Source organism: Streptomyces sp. NPDC032198 (assembly GCF_040636975.1).
Lineage (GTDB): Bacteria > Actinomycetota > Actinomycetes > Streptomycetales > Streptomycetaceae > Streptomyces.
The window spans coordinates 394,063-416,107 of the sequence record NZ_JBEZVL010000008.1 but is presented as its reverse complement, the minus strand read 5'-3'; the positions used below and the strand labels follow the sequence as shown (position 1 = coordinate 416,107).

Sequence of the window (22,045 nt, the reverse complement as noted above, 5' to 3'; positions counted from 1 at the left end):
CGATCTCAACCGAGACCCCTGGGCATAAAAGTCTGTACGCCGACAGTCGTTGAGGTCCTGCGATCCGCCAACGTTGGCAACACGAACGAAGCCCTGATCGGCATCACTGCTGTCTCCGGGCAGTGCACTCTGGTCACCAACGACGACCGCCTGCCGAAACGGGCCCGAGAGTGCGGATCGACGTCCTCTCCTCACCACCCTAGAACTGCTCGTCGAGCTCGGGTGAACGCCGTCGGATCCCTGAGGCCCGGCGCGGTCAGCTGAGCTTGGCCAAAAACAGGTCGGCCGGGACATATGCGCGGTCTGGTCGACGTGCGGGGCGCCGCCCTGCTGCCGGAAGTCATCCTGACGGGCCGCCGGGCCGCCAAGCTGGAACAGCAGTTCCTCGGCCTCCGATCCGAACTCGCCGAGCGTGGAGAAGAGCTCGCGCCCGCATGCGCCGCCAACGGGGAGTCAATGGCTCCACTGAACCGCTGGCCGCGTCGTCAACAGTGACTCGGCCGAGCAGATGCCGACCCGGACGTCATCACCCCCATCAGTGCGTTGGTCGACGCGATCGGCGAACTGCGCGACGAAGCCCGCCTGGAGGCGGTGACATGCGCAGGAGGGGCAGTGGCTTTGATCATGTGTTCCGATCAGCGGCGCTGACGGGGCACGAGGGCAGGCGGTGTCAGTTGCCGGTCCGGGGCCTCGTAATGGTCGGCGGGGCGATAAGCGCGCTCTTGCGAGCGGTCGGGGAAGCGGGCGCAGGGACTGCGACCAAGGCCGGTGACCTCCTTGAATTCTGCATCCCAACTGATTGACAGCTGGTAGCCGTCCTTGCCGGCGATCACGCTGAAGTTCTGCTTGTTGATGGATTCGCTCCAGTCGACGTCCCAGCCATTCGCCGCGAGATGGCGCTCCAGACGATGGAAGGCGACCCGCACCCCGGAGCCATCCTTCCTGACAGCGGTCCAGCCGTGTTGGACGTTATAGACACCGTCGAGGGGCTCGTCCTTCATCGCCTCCAGACCGTCGGGGTAACACTCACCCGTCGAAGCGGAGTTGCTGGAGCGGTGCTCAGCGGGATCGTCCGGCCCGGACCGCGGCTTCAGCACGGGCCCGAGATTCAGTACACGGTAGGCATCCTGATTGTGGGCCGCGATACGTCGCAGCATTTCCGGCGGCGGCTCTCTGTCGTACCTCTCCGGCCAGCCGTACATCACGAACCAGGCACCGCCGAACAACACCACCACCGGTGTGACCAAGAGGACGATGATCCAGCGTCGTCTGCGGCTGGGCGTGGAGGCGGGCTCGGGTGCAGGCATGGACGTCACCGTAGGCAGCCTCTGGCCCATACGTATCCGTGCGGGTACTCACATCCGCCCCGCGTCCCTGGGTACCCATACCTGGACGGTCAGGGCGAGCCCGCCGAAGCCGCCCGCCGAACGACCGGTCATCGTATGAGAGCTGATTTCTGCGGCGTCCGTCCCGCCTCGCCGGTCTCAAGGCAAGTGGCTTCTGCTCCGGCTCCTTGTCGTCATCCACCTCAACGGAATCACTCCAGAGCTGACGGTAGGTCACCTTGCGGCAACCTCGCGCTCCACTGACCTACGGCTGCGCCGCAGCAGTTGCGACGATGGTCGTCAGCGGCCCGCGACGTATGACTAGTAGCTGTCGTAGCTGGGCTTACCGTCGGGCCGGTAGACGCCAAGGACGGTGCCGCCCTTCGTCGTCGAGACGCTGACCGGCTCCAGCGCAGTGGGGATCGCTCCGTCGGCGAACAGCCGCTTGCCGGTGCCGATGATCACCGGGTGGATGGTCAGCCGGTACTCATCGACGAGGTCGTGCCGCATGAGGGTCTGGGCGAGGTCGCCGCTGCCCACGACGTTGATGTTGCCGCCGTCGGTGGCCTTCAGTGTGCGCACGGCATCGACGATGTCGCCCTCCAGCAGCGTGGAGTTCTGCCACTCGAGGGACGTCAGGGTCCGAGACGCCACGTACTTGTGCGTGCTGTTCATCCGATCGGTGAACGGATTGCCGGGATCGGCGCTCGGCCAGTACGACGCGAAGATCTCGTACGTCTTGCGGCCGAGCAGCATCGCGTCGGAGTGCTGGTACCAACCGGCGATGGCCGCGCCGACCTCGTCGTCGGACACCATCTTCTGCCAGCCGCCGTGCTTGAAACCGCTCCCCGCGTCCTCGTCCGGACCGCCCGGCGCCTGCATGACGCCGTCGAGCGTCAGGAACGTGCAAACGATGATCTTGCGCATGGTGTGCTCCCTTCGTCGACAGGTAGACCACACCACCGCCGGAAACTCATCGGCGGAAGGTGCGTGGCGCAGCGCGCATACGGGGTGCACGGGTGGCACCCGTCGATCCGAAACGCGCTCGCGCACGACCGTCGCCCTCAATGTCCATTCGACTCACTCGGGCATCTTCAGCAGAACACATCAGAGCCCGCTCTTGGGATCTGACCGCGCTTGGCGGTGGCGCAACCGGCGCGGCGCCCCGCTACGGTGCTGAGCCGATGGTGCACGTAAGGGCAGAGGGATCACTCTCATCGGTTCCAGAACGGATGCCATCGGCGCGCAGATGAGATAGTTGATCGAATCGGCAGCTTCGCCCCACCTCAGCGAACCCGACGCCGATTGACCTGCCCGCGGTGAACCCCAGGGACCGTCCGATGGATGAACTCGCACAGCGGCTCGACCTGCGTAGGCGGCGCCCGTGACACTCCTCGCTCTCTACCTCCCCGGGTCGGGCGCGCTCCCGCGCTGGGTACAGATCACGGTCGGCGTGGTGGTCCTGGGCCTGATCGGGGCCCGCCTGTGGCTGACCTTCCGACGCCGAAAGTAGCGGACCTCCTCGCGGATCTGCCCGTCGGCTCTCCCTGGTCGAGCAGGAGCCCGACGAGAAGAGCGGCGCTGCCTTGGTTGGTGTCCACCACTCACAGCACTGTTGAGGTCGGGCTGGATGCATGGGTCGTGGAGGTCTGACGCATGCGGAGTGGGACTGACTGGCGTCGTTCCTACCTCGCGGTGGTGTGGGGACCAGCGGAGTGATCACCGGCGTGTGATCAACGAGGTGCTGTACCGGGTGCGTATGGGGAGGCAGTGGTGGGATCTGCCGGAGCGTTTCGGACTGTGGAAGACGGCATACAAACGCCGTATACCGAAAGCGTCAGGGAGTCCATCCGCTAAGGCGTCAGGGAGCACCCTCTTGCGTCTCTTCCCAGCCGCCGCAGCAATCGAGGGCCCCGGCCGGCGGATCGAACTCCAGATGCGGGCTTCAGCGAGTCGGCACCTGTCCCCTTCGGTCCGGACATGCGGCCCCGGCAACGGATGAGATCAGCAACCGCCAATCACCCCGACCCGTACAGATCCAGTCCCAATCTCGCCTATCCCCACGAGATCCGCCCACGGCGCAAGTGCGGGCCGACTCGACGGTGCGCTACGTACATACGGTTGGAACCCGGCGTCGGCCAGGAGCGCCTCGTCCGCCTGGACACGCACCCCTGCGGGCGCAGTAGGCAGCAGCGCCTGCCTCGCGGCCAGAACCGCCCTCCCGGTCGACAGGACTACGGCTGCCGTGCATCGCCAGTGATCGCCCACGACCGCCACTGCTGGTGTCAGTCGGTGATGTCAGCGGGCACTGGAGGCGGTCCGGGCGACGGGGTGGAAGTTGATGCGTTCGCGCACCACGGGGAAACCGGCCTTGGTGAAGTTCGCGGCCATGGGGAAGTTGCCCCGGTCCGTGGCGCCGGTGACGACCTCCGCACCCTGTTCCACCAGGAAGTGGGTGCACTCGGCGAGGAGATCGTAGGCGTAGCCGTGGCCGCGGTGCTCCGGCAGGACGCCGATGAACCCGATGGTCGGCCCGGAGGGGTTGTGCGCCGGGATGTGGATGCCGGCCAGTTCGCCTTCCGGGGTGCGGGCGAGCTGCCACCATTCCCGCGGGGACGGGCACCAGTGGAAGAATTCCAGTTCTTCGCGCGCGGCCAGGTCGAGGCCGCCTTCCTTGATGGCCTTCAGCGCGTGGGCGTCCAGCGTGGCCGCGTGGATGCGGCGCAGCGCGTCGAAGAAGACCGCGTCGTCGGGCTCGGGGCCGAAGACGAGCCGTCCGGGCCGCTCGGGCAGGCCGCGTTCCGGTGTCCACCGGTACAGGAAGCGTTCCACCAGGAGCTCGTAGTCGGCGGCCCGGGCGGCGGCGAAGCGCGTCTCGGCGGCCGCGGCCAGAGCGGGGTGCTCGCGCCAGTCGCCGGGCAGGTTGAGCTCGAGTTCGACCTGCCACGGGGCGGAGCGCAGGAGTGCGGCCCCCGCCTCGACCTCGCCCTCGGCGACATCGAACCAGTTGAGGTTGACGGGTTCCTCGTCATCGGGGCCGCCCCACCAGGCGCCGCGGGCGACGACGGCGCCGTCGCGCAGGGCCACCCGCTTCCAGCGGGGGCGATGCGTGGTCCGCTGGTGCGCGGCACGGGCGTTCAGCGGGTCGGGGTGTGCGTCGAACAGATGGGCGTCGCTCTCGTCGAGCGCGCGGATGACCGTATCGGTCATGGGTTCCTCCGGGATGCGTACGGCAGGAGCGCTCCCGGTCGGATCAGAGGTGCCACACCGGGATAGCGGAGAGGGAGCGCTGGATGGTTGAGAACTGCACGGCACTCGCCTCCTTCCGTTCGTCTCACGCGGCGTGGTCGGAACCAGACGCTACTTGGTCACCGACGGCTCCGTCCACGGAAGTTGCGAACCGTGCCGACCAAGCCCCCAGCCTCGCCGTTAACTTGGTTTGCGGCTGGTGGGGCAGAAACGCGAAAGCTCCTGCCTGACCTGGGAGGATGAACTTTGCTACGTACGCCGCCTCTACCGCCCCTTCCTCCTCGAGGGCCAAGAGCGCCTGACCGACTCATCGGCCGCACCCCACTGCCCGACCACCTCCTGGAGCGCAGCGGCCTCACCGTGCAGGACCTCGCGCAGACTCCCGTCGAGGGGTTGCTTGGCATCGCCGCCCAACTCCCCCAGCTCGCCGCCTGTTACCTGCTGCTTGCCGAGTCCACCCGCCTGGCCTCCTCCCATGTGAACATCGGCAAGCGCTACGTGTTCGACCTGCGGCGCACGCGTGACGCGAAGGGGCTGCCTGACGAAGCGGTCATGAGCGGCAAGGTCGACAGCACCGGAATCCGGGAGTCGTTCCTCGACGAACTCAAACGAGGCCGCCGCAACCACCGCCTCACCGCCTTCGAACGCACCCCGCGCCCCGCCCTGGCCGCGCAGCTGGGAGTGCCGCCCGCCCCTCCTCTGGAGGAGATCATCCAGCTGGCCCCTGCAAACTCCTTTCACGGTTGAGAACCCATCTCTGGACCTCAGATGACCTCTCCGAGAGCGTTGTCGACACCCAGGGGAACCCCGCCGCCCGCTATACAGGCAGTGCGCTGCCCCCCCCGGGAGCGCAATCAAGGCAGCAAACCGCCATTAGCCGTGTGCCCCACGCGAAAGCGGTGTACCAGCATCCGTAACCGGTGGTCGGCGGAATATTGACCCCGTCGCGGTCGGCGCCTGCGCCCCGGAACGCAAGGGGCCGCGCTCGTGGAAGGTATCGGGGCTGAGCGCGGGGAGCCAGTGATCCGCTTCGGCGTTCCGGGCGTGTTCGCCGACACCGATCACGGTCATTCCGGCCGCGCGAGCTGCCGTGATGCCGGTCGGGGAGTCTTCGACGGCAACGGCGTCGCACGGGCACACGCTCAGGGCGCGGCATGCCTGCACATACATGTCGGGAGCCGGCTTGGGGCGGGCCACGTCGTCGGCGCTGATGGTCACCGAGGTAAGGCGCGAGAGGCCGGTGGCTGTCAGTGTGGCGTCGAGCAGCAGGCGGGGGGAGTTGCTGGCGATGGCCACGGGCAGCCGGGCAGCGGTCGCCTCGGCACACTCCCGCGCCCCTGGCAGGGTCACCGCCCACCGCTTGGCCTGCTGCACCATGGTGGTCAGCAGCTCCCGGTCCAGCCCGACGGGGGAGACATCCAACATCGTGGCCACCCGGGCGCTGAGGGCGGCCAACCCGAGACCGCAGAGTTCAGCGTGAAAGCGCCTGTCGCAGGTACGCCCTCGGCGGGCGAAGGCCTCGTCGACTGCGGTCCGGACGCAGGCTTGGGTGTCGGCCAGCGTGCCGTCGCAGTCGAACACCACGGCCCTCGGCATCGGCAGGGTCATGCCGGAACCCCGCGGCGGACGTAAAGCTCGACGGGGTTGAAGCCGGCCGGGTCCGGCACGCGCGGTGGGATGCGGCAGAACCCCGCCTCGTGCATGGTCGCTCGGACGGTGTCCCCGTCGATGTACTTGTCGTGGACTTCCAGCACGATGCGGTCGGTGCGGTTCATCCACGGCTGCGGCGTGGCGAAGACGGCAGCTTCGCTCCCTTCGATGTCGACCTTGAGCAGATCGATATGGTCGATGTCGTGCTGGTCGAGCAGGCTGGAGACGTCCACGGCTTCTACGGTGCGCCGGGGAAGAGCCAGGGAGTTCTCCAGGCGCCAGGGCCGGGTGCTCCTCAGCTCGTGCACCTCGGGGACCGCGGTGCAGGTATCCCAGAAGGCGCTGACGGCGAATTCGAGTTCCGGGCCCTCCCCGTGGCCGGTGACCGCCCGCTCGTCGATGATCCAGGGGACCCTCGACAAATGGGCATTGCGGCGTAGCACTGCCCGGCTTTCGGCGATGGGCTCGGCGGTCAGCAGGCGGCGGGGGCGGTAGCGGCTGCTGAGATATGCGGCCGCGAGGCCCGTGTTGCCTCCCAGATCCACCACGGTGTCCAGCGTCCGCAGCGGGTGGGTGAGTTGGTAGGTGTCATTGAGCTCGTAGAAGCGACGGAGGAAGATCTGCCACAGGATGAGCAGATCGCTCTGGTTGCGGCGGATGAAGATCTGGGCCGGCCCGCCGGGCGTGGCGATGCGAAACAGCAGCAGACCGTCCTCGGCCAGCGGGGTCCCGGCCGCGCCTGCGAACCGGCGCATCATCCAGTGGGCCAGTCGCCAGCGGCTGCCGCCGCGCCCGTGCCAGGCCGCTTGTGTCGCGTCCCGCAGGCAGGACGCGCTCTCGCGGGCCAGCACCAGTCCCGTGCTGCGCCCCGCCGCGTGATCCTCATCGGACTTCAGGTACGCCGAAATCACGGGGCCTCCACGTTGTCGTGCCGGGGAGGGGTGCCCGGACATGGCCACCGTAGGCGGGCCGTGGCGCGGAGGTGAGCGCGCCACTCCAACGCAGCGGATCTCCAATCTAGCTAGTGGATGTCTGAGAAGCCCCGACTCGTGCACCAGCGCATGGTTCCCGCTCAGCAGCGCAGCCATCTTCTTCGCATCGCGACCGTGCAGAATGTGTAGCGGCGGGGGCAGCCGTTCCATGGACGGCCTACAGGGTGGCCTGCTCATTCCAGGTCTCGGCCCTCGTCGAGCATGACGGTCCGCCCGTTCTTTCCGGGCGCGATTCCGTTTATGTAAAGATTCTATAGTAGAGCCACTTGATACCGTCCCATGCCAAGTTGGCGCTTTGAATTGATGCTGACAGCCACTCGAAGCCTACGGAATTCAGCCACTCGCAGAAAGTGTCGAGGGCCCTTGCCTTTTCTTGGATCAGAGAGCCACTTGCCCTTGAGGCGGCCCGGACTAGTCGGCCTAGCTCGGCGTCAGTCAGACTGTCGATGTTCGGCACAGATTCCTCTCAATCATCGGTTCGCGCATCGATTTGCTCCAATACCTGACCTCGCACGCCCTCGGGGATAAAGTCGAATGGCCCGAAGGCTTTAATGGGATCAAAGATCCAAGCGCGTTTTCCGTCGGGGCAGGATGCGATCATCCCGGAAAATAGCTCCTGAAGTCCGTAGAGATTGCCCGCCGAATACGGGTGCATCTCGACGGGTCGCCCCAGGGTCGCCGAAATCTTCGCGGATCGATCCTGGGCGATCTCCGTGATGATCTTCTCTTGGTCATCACTGGGCAGATTGAGGCGGCAATTCCAGTTCATTGGATCGATGAGATCGATCTGATTCAGCCCGAATACGATCTTCTCGTGATGATCGGCCAGGAGTTGCAGATAGCCTTGGTCGAGCGCGATCGCGCGCTGGCGTGCGGCCATCACCCATAACACGATGTCGCAGCGGCTCAGGTGAGTCTGATACATGTCGAGGTAGTCGGGATCGCGCGCCAAGTCTTCCCCAAGACCCGGCGCGTCAACTACGCAAAGCTTCAAACTGTCACCTGCGATCGATGCGGATGTCGCCGTTACGTTCAGGTCGACGTTCAGGAACTCTTTCGTGCAGGCCACCGCGTGACTGATCGGCAGATTCGTCTTGAACATCGCATTGATCGTCGAGGACTTTCCCGTCCCTGAGGCTCCGATGACGCCGATGGTGGGAGGGTGGTGACGAAGGTAGGCCACCATCGCACTGCTTACTTGCTTCGTGGCCTCTAGAGGGACTGCGGCTTCGATTGTTGCATTTACGATCCCTCGGGAATTCTTCTGCTTGCTACCTCGATGCGTCATGGCACCCTCGTTGTCGATGTTATCGATGCAGGTAGGATGCTGGGCTTTCGTGCCCAGTTCCGAAAGGTGGTGCGGATATCCAGGCGTCAGGCCACTGGATATCCACACCGGTCTCTTATGCGCTGATGCTGTACGCCGCATTGAGCACGGTCATCGCTCTTCGTTGATGTACCAGCGCTGATTGCCCCCGTGATGGCAGTCCCACTGCAGCGCCTTCGATCCATTTCCGCCGTGGGCGATATCGAGGCAGCGTCCGCTGTGACGGGCCACCAACTCGTAGCGGGCTGCTCCGACGAAGTTGAGACTCCACTGTTGCCACTTCCCTTCGTGGCAACCGGCCCCTACCACCGAAGTCCCGTTCTGGGGCGAACCGCCATAGACGTCAAGGCACAGCCCATCGCGCTTGTTGACGATCTGGTAGTAGCCGTCGCCCTTGCTCACAAAGCGCCACTGCTGGTGATCGCCGCCGTGGCAGTCCCACTGATAGACAGAGCCCCCCCATTCCTCCAGGCACCGACCGCCCCACTCCAGTACCAACTCGTAGTTCTGGTCGGCGGATACTGTGGGCGCCCCGTCAGTCGCGTGAGTACTCCCCGTCGGCTCTGCGGGTACCGCGTACGCCGTTGAGGCCATGGAAGTCATGGCACTCCCCCCGATGACGGCGGCCGCAGTCATGCATCCGAGGCTCCGTCGGATTGATCGGCTTCTCATGGAGATCTCCTTCGCCACTGTTGGATGTCGACGGGTAGAGCGAGCGACCGCCTCCCGCCGCGTGGCATCAAGCACTGTGCGGCACCCGGCCCTTGCTCCGCCTGAGGCGCCTGTCCTGACTGCCTCGGGCTCATTGCCCGGACGTTGAAGGACACGTCGTATGGCCTTCGGGACGTGGGGAGCGGGACGCTGGGCGCATGGCCGCACGCACGATTTCCTGGATGGTGTTGCTCTCCAGCGCCGCCATACTGGCGTGCGCGGGCTGGATTTCGACGCTGCCCCATGCCGATCGTCTGGGAGACAGCGTCTACTTCGTGTGGGTTGTCGGCGGCGCGAGCGTGGAGTGGCAGCTGACCGGCGCAGTACTCATCGGGCTGCGCCCGCGCAACATGCTGGGGTGGTTGTTCCTCGGCGCGGGGGCTTCTTCCATATGGCAGGTGGGCCTCGCCGGCTACGGCGGTTACGGCGTCGCGGTAGCGCAACCCCAGTGGCCGGGAGCGCAGTTGGCCGCAGCAGTCGGCAGCGGGCTCTGGTTCCCCTCCATGCTTCTCACGCCGACGATCGTGCTCGCCTTGTATCCGAACGGTCACTTGCCGAGCCGGTGGTGGCGGTGGCCGGTGGCCGGATCCGCCACAATGATGGCGCTGATGGTGTGCGTCGAGGCGTTCGACCCGCAAGCCTACGACGACGTCGCCCCTGGTCACGCTCCTGCGGTCGCACTCCCCCCTGAGGTGTTGGCGTGGCTGATGACAGGCGTCTGCCTGCCGCTGCTGGTGTTCTCGACCCTTGCCATTTGGGTGGGCACGATCGTTCGCCTCGTCCGTGCCAGGACGCCCGAGCGGCAGCAGCTGACCTGGTTCGTATGCGGGGCCGGGCCCTTGCTGGTCGTCATGTTCATCGACGTGCCCAAACCCGTCACAGCAGTATGTGTGTATCTCATTCCTGTCGTCGTGGCGGTCGGGGTGCTGCGCTACCGGCTGCTCGGCATCGAGACGGTGCTGCGGCGTGGTCTCGTCTACGGGTCGCTGACCCTCGCGGTGATCGCGGTCTATCTGACGGCAACTGCGGTGGTCGGCTCGGCTCTGGACCGTCGCCCACTGCCCGGGGTCGTGGCGGCGGCGCTGGTGGCGGTGTTGCTGGCTCCGGCGCGGGATCGGCTGCAGCGGGCAGCGGACCGTCTGGTGTACGGCGCTCGCCGGGACCCACTGCGTGCGATCACCCAGCTCGGTGACGAGGTCGCCACCGCAGGCCATGTGGACCTGCTGTCGGCCGCGCTCAAGGTCGTCATGAACGCTCTTCGTGCGCCTGCCGCCATGGTGGCGGCACCGGACGGCCGGCTCGTGAACGTACAAGGGGAGATGACGGTCACCGGCCCGGTGATACCCCTGCGAGTCGGCGGCCGTGACGTCGGTACCCTCACCCTGGCCACCCGCGGCCCGGCAGAGAGCTACAACGATGCCGAGACTCGGTTGCTGACCGCGATGGCATTGCAAATCGCGGTGCTCGTGAGGGCGTTGGAACTTACTGAAGCCCTCGAAGCCGAACGCGACCGCGTGGTGGCAGCCACCCGAGCCGAACGCAACCGTCTCCGCCACGACCTGCATGACGGCCTTGGCCCCTCACTGTCCGGCATGGGCCTGGGTCTGCAGGCTCTCGCTGATGCGCTGACCGCTGGTGACATGCCCACGTGCACCGCTCTGCTGGCCCGGGTCCGTATCGAGGCCACCACCGCCATCGGGGAGATCCGCCGCATCATCGACGCCCTCCGCCCGACTGTCCTGGACACACGGGGACTGGCCGACGCCGTGCGCGAGCACGCCCGGACGGTGGCTCTGACCGTGCCCGTCGGCGTAACGGCCACGGCACTGCCAATCCTTCCGCCGGACGTGGAGACCGCTTCCTACCGCATCATCACGGAAGCATTGACCAACACCGCCCGGCACGCGCACGCCCACCACGCTCACGTCACCATCACAGCCGACACCGGATCACTGCGGATCGTCATCAGTGATGACGGCACCGGCATCGGCACAGCAGCCTCGGGCATCGGACTGACCTCGATGCGCCGACGGACCGAAGCACTGCACGGTGACTTCACCGTGCACTCCACGCAGGCCGGAACCACCGTCGTCGCCACTCTGCCTTTGGAGGACCCGTGACCGCTACCGCCCCGGTCCGAGTGGTCATCGCCGATGATCACCCCATGTTCCTCTATGGCCTCAAGGCCGTCCTCGCCGCAGCCCAGGAGGTAGAGGTCGTCGGCGAGGCCGCCACCGGCGAAGAACTGCTCAGGGTGGTCGAACAGACATCGCCCGATGTCGTTCTCACCGACCTGGCCATGCCCGGCCTCGACGGTACCGCCGCAACTCGAGCCATCCTCAACCGTCACAGCAGCACGGGCGTCCTCGTACTCACCATGCACGAAGACGATGAGATGTTGTTCGGCGCCCTCCGCGCCGGCGCCCTCGGATATCTGCTCAAGGGCGCCGACCGAGCCGAAATCATCCGCGCGATCCTGGCCGTTGCATCCGGGGAAGCGCTGTATGGCGCTGCCGTCGCACGCAGGATCGTCAACTTCTTCACCGATACGCAACAGCAATACGCCGCCCAAGTCTTCCCCGAACTCACCGGTCGCGAAAGGGAAGTTCTGGCTCTGGTCGCCGTCGGCTACGGGAACCACGAGATCGCCCGTCGACTCGTCCTCTCCGAAAAGACGGTCCGCAACCACGTGTCCGCCATCACCTCGAAGCTGCAGGTCCACGACCGGGCCGCCGCTGTTGCCGCGGCCCGCGATGCCGGCTTGGGCAAAGGCAGCCCTCCACGAGGCTGAACGGCAGGAACACCTGCCTGCTCGGGGAAGCTTTGTGGCCGGAGTCTGCTCATTTGGCGGGGCTTCCGTCTGCCCGTCGAGGGCGAGCGGCACCACGTCCTTCTCCACTGCACGATGTCCTGGTCGGCAATCAGCCCGGCCTCGGCGTGGGCGGGCGAGTTCCGTTTCAAGGTCACGGATCGCGCGCTCAGTTGCTGATCCTCCGGAGCCGATACGGCGACTTTGCAGGCGATTCTGCAGTTCCTCGACGGAGATGGTTAGTGGGTGCATGAGAAGCCCCGCGGCAACCGGGCCGGCGTCCCCTGCTGGTTTGACTCCCGGCGAAATCAGGGCGGTACGAGATGAGCCGCCTGCAACTACCGAGGTAGAGGGCAGCCGCCGTCCAGGCCTCAGGCCAGGGCACAGTTGCTGTGCCCGCTACACCGATGCAGGGCGCCCGCCTAGTGGCAGGGCGACGCGCTGGCCTGCACCAGAGATCGCGCCAGGTCAGTACTCTCCGCAAGGCAGTCGAGCGGGAGGGGCTGGGTGGCGAGAGCACCCTCGTGCAGCACGAGGAGTTGGGTGGCGAGGGCGGCCGGGCGCGGGCAGCCGGCTGTGGCGGCGAGTTCCTTGAACAGGTTCAGCAGCCAGAGCTTCTGGTGCGCGGCGATGTGGTGGGCGGGGTGCGAGGGGTCCGGGAGTTCAGCCAGGGCGTTGATGAAGGCGCATCCGCGGGTGTTGGTCCTGCTCCAGGTCCGCAGTGCCTCGAAGGGGGCGGTGACGGCTGCGGCTGGTGTGTCGCTGGCGTCGACGGCGGCACGGACGAGGGAGCGCCAGCGCTGGTCGCGGCCCGTGAGGTAGGCCGCCACGAGGTGGTCCTTGGAACCGAACTGGTTGTACAGGGTCCGCTTGGTCACCCCTGAGCGCTCGGCGATCAGGTCCACGCCGACCGCTGTGATTCCGCGGCGGTAGAACAGCTCCTCCGCGGCCGCCAGGATGCGGCGGCCGGCCGGCGTCACAGGCCGTTCTTTCTGCACTGCGGCGTTCCTTTACTGATCGGTGTACGGTGGGAGACGTTCACAGATCAGTATACCCGCGAGGAGGTTCACGCGATGAATGCGTCCCAGGTCATGCGAGCGGTGCGGATCACCCGGCACGGCGGGCCGGAGGTACTGGAGCTGGCGGAGGTCGCTGTCCCTGCTCCCGAAGCGGGAGAGGTACTGGTCCGGGTCGGTGCGGTGGCCTTGAACAACACCGACCTGTGGACCCGGGAGGGTGCCTATGGCCGGCCGGGAGACCCGGGGGCCAAGTCGGGCTGGCGCGGCCCAATCGGCTTCCCGCGTATCCAGGGCGCCGATGTGGCCGGCCGCGTGGTGGCCGTCGGGACCGGAGTGGAGCGCAGCCTTGTCGGGCGCCGGGTGGTCGTCGATCCCGCGATCTACGACTCGGAGGGGCCGGACGCCAACCCGGTGGGTCTGATGGGGAGCGAACGCGACGGTGGATACGCCGAGTACGTGACAGCGCCAGCCCAGCGCGTCCATGACGTGACGGGATCCCCGCTCACCGACGACCAGCTCGCGTCGTTGCCCACCGCCTACGGCACGGCGCTGGGCATGATCGAGCGAGGCCGGCTGCGGAAGGGGGAAACCGCCCTGGTCTCGGGCGCGTCCGGCGGCGTCGGCCTGGCGCTGGTGCAGCTCGCCCGTGCGCGCGGCGCAACGGTGCTCGCCATCAGCAGCGGACCCAAGATCGATGCGGTGCGTGAGGCAGGCGCACACGCAGTCATCGACCGGGCAGGAGACATCGCCGAGCAGACCCGCGCCGCCGCCCCGGACGGCATCGACGTCGCACTCGACGTCGTGGCCGGCGAGCTGGTCGGTGAGGGGCTGCCGCTGCTGCGCGAAGGGGGCCGGTGGGTCATTGCCGGCGCACTCGGCGGCTACGACGTCACCTTCGACGTGCGCCGCCTCTACCTGCACAACGCCCAGGTCATCGGCTCCGCGATGCACACACCCACGCACTTCGGCCTCCTCATGGATTTGGCCCGCCGGGCGGATGTTCAGCCCGTCATCGCCGCGGCCTTCCCCCTGGAGCAGGCCGCTCGGGCGCAGGAAGAACTCTCTCGCAGGGAGCACGTGGGAAAGATCGTCATGCACCCCTGAGGTCCCGCCCGACGGACCCATTCGAGACACCCACCCGACGGATCACGGGCGCAGCCATGCGCGGATCGCTTGGCCTGCGGTCCCCTGCGTGGCTCTGCGTCGGCCCTGCGCTGACCTCACCGGAGCGGGCATGCGTGCATCTGCCCCAGGGGGGCTCAGATCCAGGTGGGCACGTGCCCCTCGGTGTAGCGGGCGCCGAAGCCGCCCTGGGGCAGGATCTCGTCGATGGCCTGGAGGTCGGCGGCGGTGAGGGTGAGGCCTGCGGCGCCGGCGTTTTCCTGGATGCGCTGGGGGCTGCGGGTGCCGGGGATGGGCACGATGTGCTCGCCCCGGGTCAGGAGCCAGGCCAGGGCGAGCTGGGAGACGGTGCAACTTCTGGACGCCGCGAGCGCGGCGAGCCGGTCGACGGCTGCGACGTTCTTCTCGAAGTTGCCCGGCTGCCAGCGCGGGTCGGTGTTGCGCAGGTCGGTGGCCTCGTACTGGCCGGCGGGCTGTGCGGTGCCGGTGATGAACCCGCGACCCAGGGGCGAGTAGGCGACGAAGCCGATGCCGAGTTCTTTCAGGACGGGGAAGAGCTGCTCGACGTCCCGTTCGAACAGGGAGTACTCGGTCTGCAGGACGGAGACCGGCTGCACGGCGTGCGCCCTGCGGATCGTCTCGGGTCCGGCCTCGCTGAGGCCGAAGTACTTCACCTTGCCCGCCTCGATCAGCTCCTTGACGGTGCCCGCGACCTCCTCGATGGGCACCTCGGGGTCCACACGGTGCTGGTAGAAGACGTCGATGTGCTCCACGCCGAGGTAGCGCAGGCTGTTGTCGGCGACCTTGCGGATGGTGTCGGGCCGGCTGTCGAGAGCACCGCCGATCCGCTCCGCAGGCACGGACATGTCGACGCCGAACTTGGTGGCCAGGACCACGTCGTCGCGGAAGTCCCTGACCGCCCTGCCGACCAGGATCTCGTTGGATCCCGTGCCCCAGCCATACATCTCGGCGGTGTCGAAGAAGGTGACGCCCAGCTCGTACGCGCGGCGCAGCGCGGCGACGCCGGCCGCCTCGTCGGTGGGCCCGTAGGCCATCGTCAGGCCCATGGCGCCATAGCCGATCGCCGAGACCTCAAGGCCCTGGCTTCCCAGTGTCCGGTGCTGCATGACTCACTCCTCGGAAAGAAACGGGGTGGGCAATTCCTGGCGGACCGCTGGGTCAGTGCGCTGTCGCCAGCAGTCCGGCGCGGTGGACGCGGGTGTGCTCGGCGACGCGCCGGCCAAGATGGCGGGCGGTGTTCAGATCCGCGTCGTGGACGGCGGGGGTGTCGTTGAAGCTCTGCGCACCGGCACCGAGGTAGAAGCCCAGGCGGTTGTCGTCCTGGGGACTGGAGGTGGTGGTGTTCCAGCCCGGCAGGAGGCCCAGGCTCACCCAGAGCATCCCGTGCTGGGCCGCCAGGAGCGACAAGTACTGCAGGGTGTGCATCTTGTCGCCGCTCATGGACCCGGAGTTGGTGAACCCCGCCGCGAGCTTGTCGCTCCAGGCACGGGTCATCCACCGCTTGCTGCTGGCCTCGGCGAAGGCGTGGAACGCCCCTGACGCGCTGCCCATGTAGGTGGGGGTACCGAAGATGATGGCGTCTGCGGCGTCCATCGCTTCCCAGTCGGCGTCGCTGAGGGCGGCGACGTCCACGCGCTGGACGTGCGTCCCGGCGATGGAGCGCGCGCCATCAGCCACGGCCGCGGCGATCTGCGCGGTGTGGCCGTAGCCGGAATGCGACGCGATGACGATCGATATATCGGACACGGGTGTTCCTCTCCTGCCGCGATGGCGGCGTGTTCGCTGGTGTGGCGGCGGACGGTGAGCCGCCCGCTGTGGCGGTCGGCCGTGCTGCCCCTCCCCCGCCTCGGCTACCGAAGGAGGCCCCGGCAGGGCGTAGCGCACGCCCCAACACGAGGGGCCGCGTCGACCACCACCAGCAGCGTGGATCAACGTTACGATCAAAACCGTAACACCGATAAGGCAGTGATACGCAAAACGCGATATCGTTGTTCCATGGATGAAGGACGACGCCCCGCGCGACGCCAGGTACTGCAGGTGGCCGCCCAGCTGCTGGAGGAGGGCGGCAGCCAAGCGCTCTCCACGCGCGCCGTCGCCGCAGCCGCGGGCATCACGGCCCCCGCGCTCTACCGGATGTTCGACGACAAGGACGGGCTCCTGGCCGAGCTGGCCGCCTACGGATTCGAGATGTACCTGGCCGAGAAACGCGAGGCTCTGGCACTGACCCCCGACGACCCGGTGGCCGACCTCTACCGCGGCTGGGACCTGCACGTCGACTTCGGGGTGCAGCACCCCGCGTTCTACATGCTCATGTACGGCACGGTGCAGCCCGGACGGCGCCCCCCGGCCGCCGACGAAGCGCACGCCCTGCTGGTGAAACTGCTGCGCCGGACGGCCGAGGCCGGGCGCCTGCGGATCCCCGTCGCGCAGGCCACCCGCATCATCCACGCGGCAACCACCGGCGCCACCCTGGCACTGATCGGCGAAGCGCCCCCCGAACGGGACCTGACCACATCCGCACGGCTGCGGGACACCGTCATCGCCTCCCTCACCACCAACCCGCCCATCCCACCCGGGCCGGACCTGGCCTCACGCGCACTCGCCCTCGATGCCGCACTCGAAACCACACTCACCACCACTCCCCCGGCCACAGGCACCGCGCTACCCCTGCGCGACACCGAAACAGCCCTGCTGCGCGAATGGCTCCAGCAACTGGCAAGCTGAACCGCCCGACAGCCAGGGCAGCGAACACGACCGGTCACACCGACCGCGCACAGGACGCTCAGTCGCGGGGACCGGTCGCACGCCCCCCAGCAACGGAACACCACCCACCACAAGCCACAACACCTGGCGGACAACTGGACCACAGCAACCCCACAACCCACATCCCGCTGCCCCACCCCGGAGGAAGCCCCCGGGCATCCGCAAAGCACAGAGGCGTCCTCGTAGCGCGCCAGCTGCCGGTTACTCGCCCCTCATTCGGCCGGGCGGTCGTTGCGGAAGTGGCTCAACCTCGAGGCGAAGAGGGCCTGGTGGGCCAGTCATCTGCTCCCGAGAGGCTGACGTTTCAGCGCGGTGAGGTCTGGCCAGTGCGCTGGAGACCCCATCCTGAAACCGCTGTCGATCTCGTACCTGCCTCTCGGTGAAGGATCCCTAGCACCGAAATCCGCCCCCTGCAGGTCCCGGCCACGCAGTGCTGCTCCGCGCTGCCAGCGCGATCTCGCTACGTTGCGCTTGGTGCCTGAACCAGGACACGGGCGCGGGCCTGGCTGCCAGCCGGGGGGGGGCCGGTGTCACGTCCCGGTGGTTCAGGTGGTTCAGGTGGTTTCGGGCGGTTGCCGGCGCACGGCGAGCAGGGCGATGTCGTCTTCGGTGTCCCTGCTGTAGTGCTGCAGCAAGTCATCGCGCAGGGTGTGGGGGGTGCAGGGGGCGTGTGCGGCGCGCCGGCGGAGGTCTTCCAACGAGACGGCGAGGTCGACGCGGGGCCGTTCGATCAGGCCGTCGGTGACCATCAGCAGCACCTGGCCGTCCTCGAGACGGGCCTGCGCGGCGGGTTTGTGCGGCAGGTTCAAGCCCAGCAGCGGGCCCTGGACGGGCAGGTAGCGCGCCTGCCCGCCGGGTGAGATGACCAGCGGCGGCAGGTGCCCGGCGTTGGCGATGTCCATGGCCCCGGAGCGCGCATCGAGGACGACCAGGCACATGGTCGCGGTGATGTCGGGATGGAAATGCACGAGAAGGCGATCCATCAACCGCAGGATGTGGTGCGGCTCGTGGCCTTCGAGGGCGTAGGCCCGCAGGACGTGACGCAGCTCGACCATGACCGTGGCTGCGGCCAGGGAATGCCCGGCCACGTCGCCCACGGCCAGCAGCACCCCGCGGTCCACGGCGAAGGCCGCGTAGAAGTCCCCGCCAAGCTGCGCGCGCTCCATCGCCGGTACGTAACCGACGGCGAGGTCGATGGCCTCCAGTGCGGCCAGTTTCTCCGCCCGGGGAAGGAAGGCGTGCTGCAGGTCGAAGGCGAAGCGGCGTTCCTCCCGGGCCGTCTTTGCCTCGCGCTGCGCGAGCAACACGGTTTCGACCGTGGCCAGCAGTTCCTCGGGGGCGACTGGGGAGGCCAGATAGGCGGTAGCGCCCGCTTCCAGGCCGCGGATGCGGTCGCCTGGATCGTTGGCTTCCGCGGAGACGTGGATGACCGGGATGTGTGGAAGTTTGGGGTCGGCCCTCATCTCCTGGGCGAGTTCGAACCCGCTCACTCCGGGCAGCCGCACATCAAGGATGGCCAGTTCCGGCAGTGGATCGGCCTCGTGCAAGACGGCCAGCGCCTGAGGGCCCGAGCCGGCCTCCAGCACTCGGTGGCCCGCCCGGCGCAGCACACTGCCCATGGCGAAGCGGTTCGGCTCGTGGTCGTCGACGACCAGGATCGTGGCTGTTACGGACACCGCTGCGGTCACGCGCGGAACCTACGGGGCCATACCGGACCTGCACAAGCCCCACCCACTCGTGTAGGTGACCTTGCCCTCCCTTCGTTCCAGGCTGCGCCCACATGCCAGATCGCACGGGAATCCTGCGGTGGCAATGCGCCACTCTCGCGGGTGACAGCGCCCTGCGGTCAAGGCTGCCTGGCCGGTACGTTCCCCTGGGCTGGCGATCGAGGGGGAGGAAGCCAAAGGATGGGTGAGCCCGGCGCGTTACGGGGCCTGCGGGTCTTGATGTGGTTAGTGATCGCGGTGGGGGTGCCGGTGTACGTGGGGTGGCTGACCCAGGTTGGCCACCAGACCGGGCAGCATGCCCTGCGGCGACGTCGCACGGTGGGCCCCGCCCGTCCTGCTGCCGCCGACGGGCCGTGCTCTTCTACGTGATGGCGGGCTGGACGTGGTGGGGTTCGGTGGTAACGCGGGCCCCCTCGCCGCTGTGGGAACGGTGGGTTGTTGCGTCGCTGCTGTCCGTCGCCGCCGCGCCGGTGATCTGTACCGTACTTGCGCTCGGCAGGTGCCGCCATCAGCGGTCTCTTCGCCATTTCGTGCGGTGCCAGGGCCAGTCAGGCACGGCGTGTGGGTGATCAGGGGGATGCGCGCCCCCCGGCCGCCTGGGCGAGTACCGGTCCGGGTCCACGCAGCGAACGCGTGACCGAGCGCCACTGCACCGAGCAGGCCTGAGGACCGGCCGCTGATTGACTCACAGGGCCGGGCCTCAAAGGAGCTCGCGCGACAACTGCTGCATCCCGCGCGCCGAGAAGGGACAGCCCGTCCGCAGGAGAGCGGAGGCCACCCCTCCAGCCCTCTCCCCCGGGAGACTCCGCCCGCGAGGGGATGGCACGAGCTGGCGCCAGGTAGGCGCTGGGCGGAATGCCACCACTGAACTTCATGTCAGCGGCCGGGTTTATGTCAGTGACGCAGTCAGCGCATCAGTGACCTTCCCCCGGGGTGGGCCGCGCATAACGGGAGGTACTTCAAGGATTCGTCCTGCCTCGAACCCGAAGAACGAGGCAGCACGGTCCAGGAATGGGGCGGGCGGATGCCCTGAACCTGGTTGTCTCCGGCGTGAATTGACTGATCTGGTGTTCGTGCGGGTAGTGCCGTTCCGTGATCTCCTTACCCGCGTACACCGAGCAGTCTCGGGCCCACTTCGTCACCCACGGCTATCTGCCTCTGCCAGACCTGCTGCCCCCGGACTCGCTGTCACTGCTGCTCGCCGAGATGGAGCGCCTGGAGAAGATCGCCACCCGGCGGGACTTCGCGATGGACTGCATGGAAGGCTCACCCCGCCACATGACCACACTGGGCGGGCGGGTCATCGCCGAGGAGTCCCCCGTGGTGTCCGCTCTCTACTGGGACCCTGCGCTGCTCGCCTTCCTCGGGCCGGTAGCCGCTTTGGACGCCATGGGCGTCGATGACCCGGTCGAACGTCATGTCCTCAACATCCTGCACCAGCCCGGCGACACACATGGCGCGCACACCGACGACTACCCCCTGGCGCTGGTGCTGTTCCTCCAGGCCCCCGACGACCCGAAAGACGGCGGGCTCCTCGAGTACGTACCGCATACACGGACCCTCAAGGCTCTGGACAGCCCGCTCGCACTGCGACTCCACCACCGGCCCGGCGACGGCTACTTGCTGCGCAGTGACGCCACTGCCCACCGCGTCACACCCCTGCGCCGTCCCGGAATCCGTCGCACCGTCCTCAACTTCGCCTACACCACACCTGGCCGGCAGTCCGCGCATACCCCTTCGGCACCACTGCTCTACGACTGACCGCCCCTGTCGGCACGCCCCCGCTCCGTCGACAGCCGCAAGCCTGCAGCAGACAGAGTGCGGACAGCCACATCCACGATGCCGGCCACCCCAGCGGTGTCCAGGCGGTCAACAGTTGCCGGTCCAGACGATCCGCGCAGCGAAGCTGCCACGCTCCCTCGCCTTCGCCTCGCGGATCGTCTCCATCTGATCTGCGTCGATCCCCAGCTCCGCGGCGAGCGCGCGCACCACCTCCAGAACGTCCGCAAGTTCCTCCGGCGCCTGGGCGTCATCGGCCTCCAGGAACTCGACGACTTCGTCACCCAGCTTGTCCCTCAACCGCGTGCGGTACTCCTGTGGACCCGCGATATAGGTGACCGGCTCACCCCCGCCCTCACGAATGACCTACGGAATCCGGTCCCGCACCAACTTGCCGTACTCGCTGTGGCGCTCCACCGATCGTTCTCCCATACCCATCGCCACGAGGCCAGCCCTGATGGCCACCCCTCATGCCGAGGCAGGCTAGGCAAAACGCCTCACCACTCGCCACGCAAACCGCCAATCCCATCGGCTAGACCCCCAGAGGGGCACCGACCTGCCACCAGCACCGGCACTCCCCGGGCAGCTAGGGCGTGCCGGCGGCCCATTTCTGCGCACCAAGCAGCTTCACCGCCCTCAGCGGCCCTTTACCGGCCGTGCCAGAGACGGCAACTGGCGACGTTCTGGTGGGTGGCGGCGGGCGGGTTGCGCCAAGTGTCGGGGCGCTGCAGCTCTCACCCCATAGGTCCGCCTGCCGTGCGTGGCGCGGCAAGAGACCAGGCCCGGCGCCGGTCAGCTGCCCGGCGCCGGGAGGGGGACCTGGGCGGCGAGGAACTTCGGGGCCATCTCGCGGTAGCTGTCGGTGATCAGTTCGGCGAGCTCGGTCCAGTCAGTGTGCTCTCCGAGCAGGGCGGCGACGACGTTGTGGCCCCAGCCGGCACGAAGGAAAGGAAACCCGCCGGCGGTCAGGCCCAGCAGATCGTCGACGGGTACCCGAAACGTCAGCACGACCGGTTCCTGATCCGCGGTCACATACGGGGCGTACAGCGGGTGGCGATCCAGGTCGGGGGTGTAGGCATGAGCGAACGTCCGGGTCCGGATCCGCCAGCGCACGCCGATCCAGGCCGGTTCCTCATACGACTGGGGCAGCCGCCCGACAATCGACCGCAACCGGTCCAAAACCTCGGGCGGCACATCTCCGGGACTGGACATCAGCCGACCCTAGCCAATGCCGACCAATCCCGCACCGGAACGCAGCCAGACAAGGACAGCAAGCTCCCTTCGCCTGACAGCGCGGAGCCCCCATCACCGGTCAGATATCGGCTCGTTGGGCGGGCCCATACGGCGGTACAAGCGCTGTATGCACAGCGGCGGGCAGCGTGAGAAGACGAGGCGGTAGATACCGACCACCCCTCCCCCAACCAAAGCCCCCCCTGCCCCGCCCCGGGTCATCCGCCACACTCACCCACGTGTCTGGGGAGCAGGACCCGCTCCCCCGCCGGCTCGGGTCCACCTTGGGTCCATCCCTGCGGACGCGGGGAGCAGCCTGAA

The 22,045-nt window shown here is 67.7% G+C and carries 22 protein-coding genes; 9 read left to right on the top strand and 13 right to left on the bottom strand.

Annotated elements, in window-relative coordinates; genetic code table 11:
- Window positions 1-294 precede the first annotated feature (294 nt).
- Entirely contained in the window at window positions 295-495 is a 201-nt protein-coding gene (locus tag AB0E78_RS23700) for a hypothetical protein (RefSeq protein ID WP_361835748.1), read from the top strand.
- Between the two features lie 140 nt (window positions 496-635).
- Here AB0E78_RS23700 and AB0E78_RS23695 read toward each other — a convergent pair whose 3' ends face one another.
- Complete coding sequence (locus tag AB0E78_RS23695) at window positions 636-1,307, bottom strand: hypothetical protein (protein WP_361835745.1); 672 nt, start codon at window positions 1,305-1,307, stop codon at window positions 636-638.
- A 339-nt stretch (window positions 1,308-1,646) separates the two neighbouring features.
- Window positions 1,647-2,252: a dihydrofolate reductase family protein gene (locus AB0E78_RS23690; RefSeq protein ID WP_361835742.1), complete on the bottom strand. Its 606-nt coding sequence runs from the start codon at window positions 2,250-2,252 to the stop codon at window positions 1,647-1,649.
- 457 nt (window positions 2,253-2,709) lie between these two features.
- Here AB0E78_RS23690 and AB0E78_RS23685 point away from each other — a divergent pair, with 457 nt between their 5' ends.
- Complete coding sequence (locus AB0E78_RS23685; protein ID WP_361835739.1) at window positions 2,710-2,838, top strand: hypothetical protein; 129 nt, start codon at window positions 2,710-2,712, stop codon at window positions 2,836-2,838.
- Between the two features lie 117 nt (window positions 2,839-2,955).
- Entirely contained in the window at window positions 2,956-3,327 is a 372-nt protein-coding gene (locus AB0E78_RS23680; RefSeq protein WP_361835737.1) for a transposase, read from the top strand.
- Window positions 3,328-3,623: 296 nt separating this feature from the next.
- On the opposite strand, the gene AB0E78_RS23675 is transcribed toward AB0E78_RS23680, so the two are convergent.
- The gene (locus AB0E78_RS23675) at window positions 3,624-4,535 is read right to left on the bottom strand and encodes a GNAT family N-acetyltransferase (protein WP_361835734.1); all 912 of its coding nucleotides are present in this window, start codon (window positions 4,533-4,535) and stop codon (window positions 3,624-3,626) included.
- 399 nt (window positions 4,536-4,934) lie between these two features.
- Here AB0E78_RS23675 and AB0E78_RS23670 point away from each other — a divergent pair, with 399 nt between their 5' ends.
- Entirely contained in the window at window positions 4,935-5,321 is a 387-nt protein-coding gene (locus tag AB0E78_RS23670; RefSeq protein WP_361835731.1) for a hypothetical protein, read from the top strand.
- A gap of 126 nt (window positions 5,322-5,447) precedes the next feature.
- Here the strand turns inward: AB0E78_RS23670 and AB0E78_RS23665 are convergent, their stop codons facing one another.
- From AB0E78_RS23665 to AB0E78_RS23650, 4 genes are all read right to left on the bottom strand, one after another.
- Window positions 5,448-6,182, bottom strand: a complete 735-nt coding sequence (locus AB0E78_RS23665) for an HAD family phosphatase (protein ID WP_361835728.1) — start codon at window positions 6,180-6,182, stop codon at window positions 5,448-5,450.
- Window positions 6,179-7,366, bottom strand: coding sequence for an FkbM family methyltransferase (locus tag AB0E78_RS23660; RefSeq protein WP_361835725.1), 1,188 nt, complete (start codon window positions 7,364-7,366; stop codon window positions 6,179-6,181). Before AB0E78_RS23660 ends, AB0E78_RS23665 begins: the two co-directional genes overlap by 4 nt.
- A gap of 316 nt (window positions 7,367-7,682) precedes the next feature.
- Complete coding sequence (locus tag AB0E78_RS23655; protein ID WP_361835722.1) at window positions 7,683-8,612, bottom strand: GTPase; 930 nt, start codon at window positions 8,610-8,612, stop codon at window positions 7,683-7,685.
- A gap of 42 nt (window positions 8,613-8,654) precedes the next feature.
- The gene (locus AB0E78_RS23650; RefSeq protein ID WP_361835719.1) at window positions 8,655-9,179 is read right to left on the bottom strand and encodes an RICIN domain-containing protein; all 525 of its coding nucleotides are present in this window, start codon (window positions 9,177-9,179) and stop codon (window positions 8,655-8,657) included.
- 233 nt (window positions 9,180-9,412) lie between these two features.
- Between AB0E78_RS23650 and AB0E78_RS23645 the strand changes: the two genes are divergently transcribed.
- Together AB0E78_RS23645 and AB0E78_RS23640 are read left to right on the top strand one after the other, a co-directional pair.
- Entirely contained in the window at window positions 9,413-11,374 is a 1,962-nt protein-coding gene (locus AB0E78_RS23645; RefSeq protein ID WP_361835716.1) for an ATP-binding protein, read from the top strand.
- Window positions 11,371-12,045, top strand: a complete 675-nt coding sequence (locus AB0E78_RS23640) for a response regulator transcription factor (RefSeq protein ID WP_361835713.1) — start codon at window positions 11,371-11,373, stop codon at window positions 12,043-12,045. The genes AB0E78_RS23645 and AB0E78_RS23640 overlap by 4 nt, the downstream gene beginning before the upstream one ends.
- A gap of 440 nt (window positions 12,046-12,485) precedes the next feature.
- On the opposite strand, the gene AB0E78_RS23635 is transcribed toward AB0E78_RS23640, so the two are convergent.
- Window positions 12,486-13,043, bottom strand: a complete 558-nt coding sequence (locus AB0E78_RS23635) for a TetR family transcriptional regulator (RefSeq protein WP_361835710.1) — start codon at window positions 13,041-13,043, stop codon at window positions 12,486-12,488.
- A gap of 93 nt (window positions 13,044-13,136) precedes the next feature.
- On the opposite strand from AB0E78_RS23635, the gene AB0E78_RS23630 reads away from it, so the two are divergent.
- Window positions 13,137-14,186 carry a zinc-binding dehydrogenase gene (locus AB0E78_RS23630; RefSeq protein WP_361835707.1) on the top strand — a complete coding sequence of 350 codons (1,050 nt, stop codon included), beginning with the start codon at window positions 13,137-13,139 and terminating at the stop codon, window positions 14,184-14,186.
- A 155-nt stretch (window positions 14,187-14,341) separates the two neighbouring features.
- Here the strand turns inward: AB0E78_RS23630 and AB0E78_RS23625 are convergent, their stop codons facing one another.
- Both AB0E78_RS23625 and AB0E78_RS23620 read right to left on the bottom strand, forming a co-directional pair.
- Window positions 14,342-15,331, bottom strand: coding sequence for an aldo/keto reductase (locus AB0E78_RS23625; RefSeq protein ID WP_361835704.1), 990 nt, complete (start codon window positions 15,329-15,331; stop codon window positions 14,342-14,344).
- 52 nt (window positions 15,332-15,383) lie between these two features.
- Complete coding sequence (locus AB0E78_RS23620; protein WP_361835701.1) at window positions 15,384-15,971, bottom strand: flavodoxin family protein; 588 nt, start codon at window positions 15,969-15,971, stop codon at window positions 15,384-15,386.
- Between the two features lie 249 nt (window positions 15,972-16,220).
- Between AB0E78_RS23620 and AB0E78_RS23615 the strand changes: the two genes are divergently transcribed.
- Window positions 16,221-16,949, top strand: a complete 729-nt coding sequence (locus AB0E78_RS23615; protein WP_361835698.1) for a TetR/AcrR family transcriptional regulator — start codon at window positions 16,221-16,223, stop codon at window positions 16,947-16,949.
- A gap of 593 nt (window positions 16,950-17,542) precedes the next feature.
- On the opposite strand, the gene AB0E78_RS23610 is transcribed toward AB0E78_RS23615, so the two are convergent.
- Entirely contained in the window at window positions 17,543-18,676 is a 1,134-nt protein-coding gene (locus AB0E78_RS23610; RefSeq protein WP_361835695.1) for a fused response regulator/phosphatase, read from the bottom strand.
- Window positions 18,677-19,807: 1,131 nt separating this feature from the next.
- Between AB0E78_RS23610 and AB0E78_RS23605 the strand changes: the two genes are divergently transcribed.
- A complete protein-coding gene (locus tag AB0E78_RS23605; protein WP_361835692.1) occupies window positions 19,808-20,476 on the top strand; it encodes a hypothetical protein in 669 nt (222 codons plus the stop codon).
- A gap of 108 nt (window positions 20,477-20,584) precedes the next feature.
- Here AB0E78_RS23605 and AB0E78_RS23600 read toward each other — a convergent pair whose 3' ends face one another.
- Together AB0E78_RS23600 and AB0E78_RS23595 are read right to left on the bottom strand one after the other, a co-directional pair.
- Window positions 20,585-20,794: a nucleoside triphosphate pyrophosphohydrolase gene (locus tag AB0E78_RS23600; RefSeq protein ID WP_361835689.1), complete on the bottom strand. Its 210-nt coding sequence runs from the start codon at window positions 20,792-20,794 to the stop codon at window positions 20,585-20,587.
- 492 nt (window positions 20,795-21,286) lie between these two features.
- Entirely contained in the window at window positions 21,287-21,706 is a 420-nt protein-coding gene (locus AB0E78_RS23595; protein ID WP_361835686.1) for an MmcQ/YjbR family DNA-binding protein, read from the bottom strand.
- Window positions 21,707-22,045: the final 339 nt, after the last annotated feature.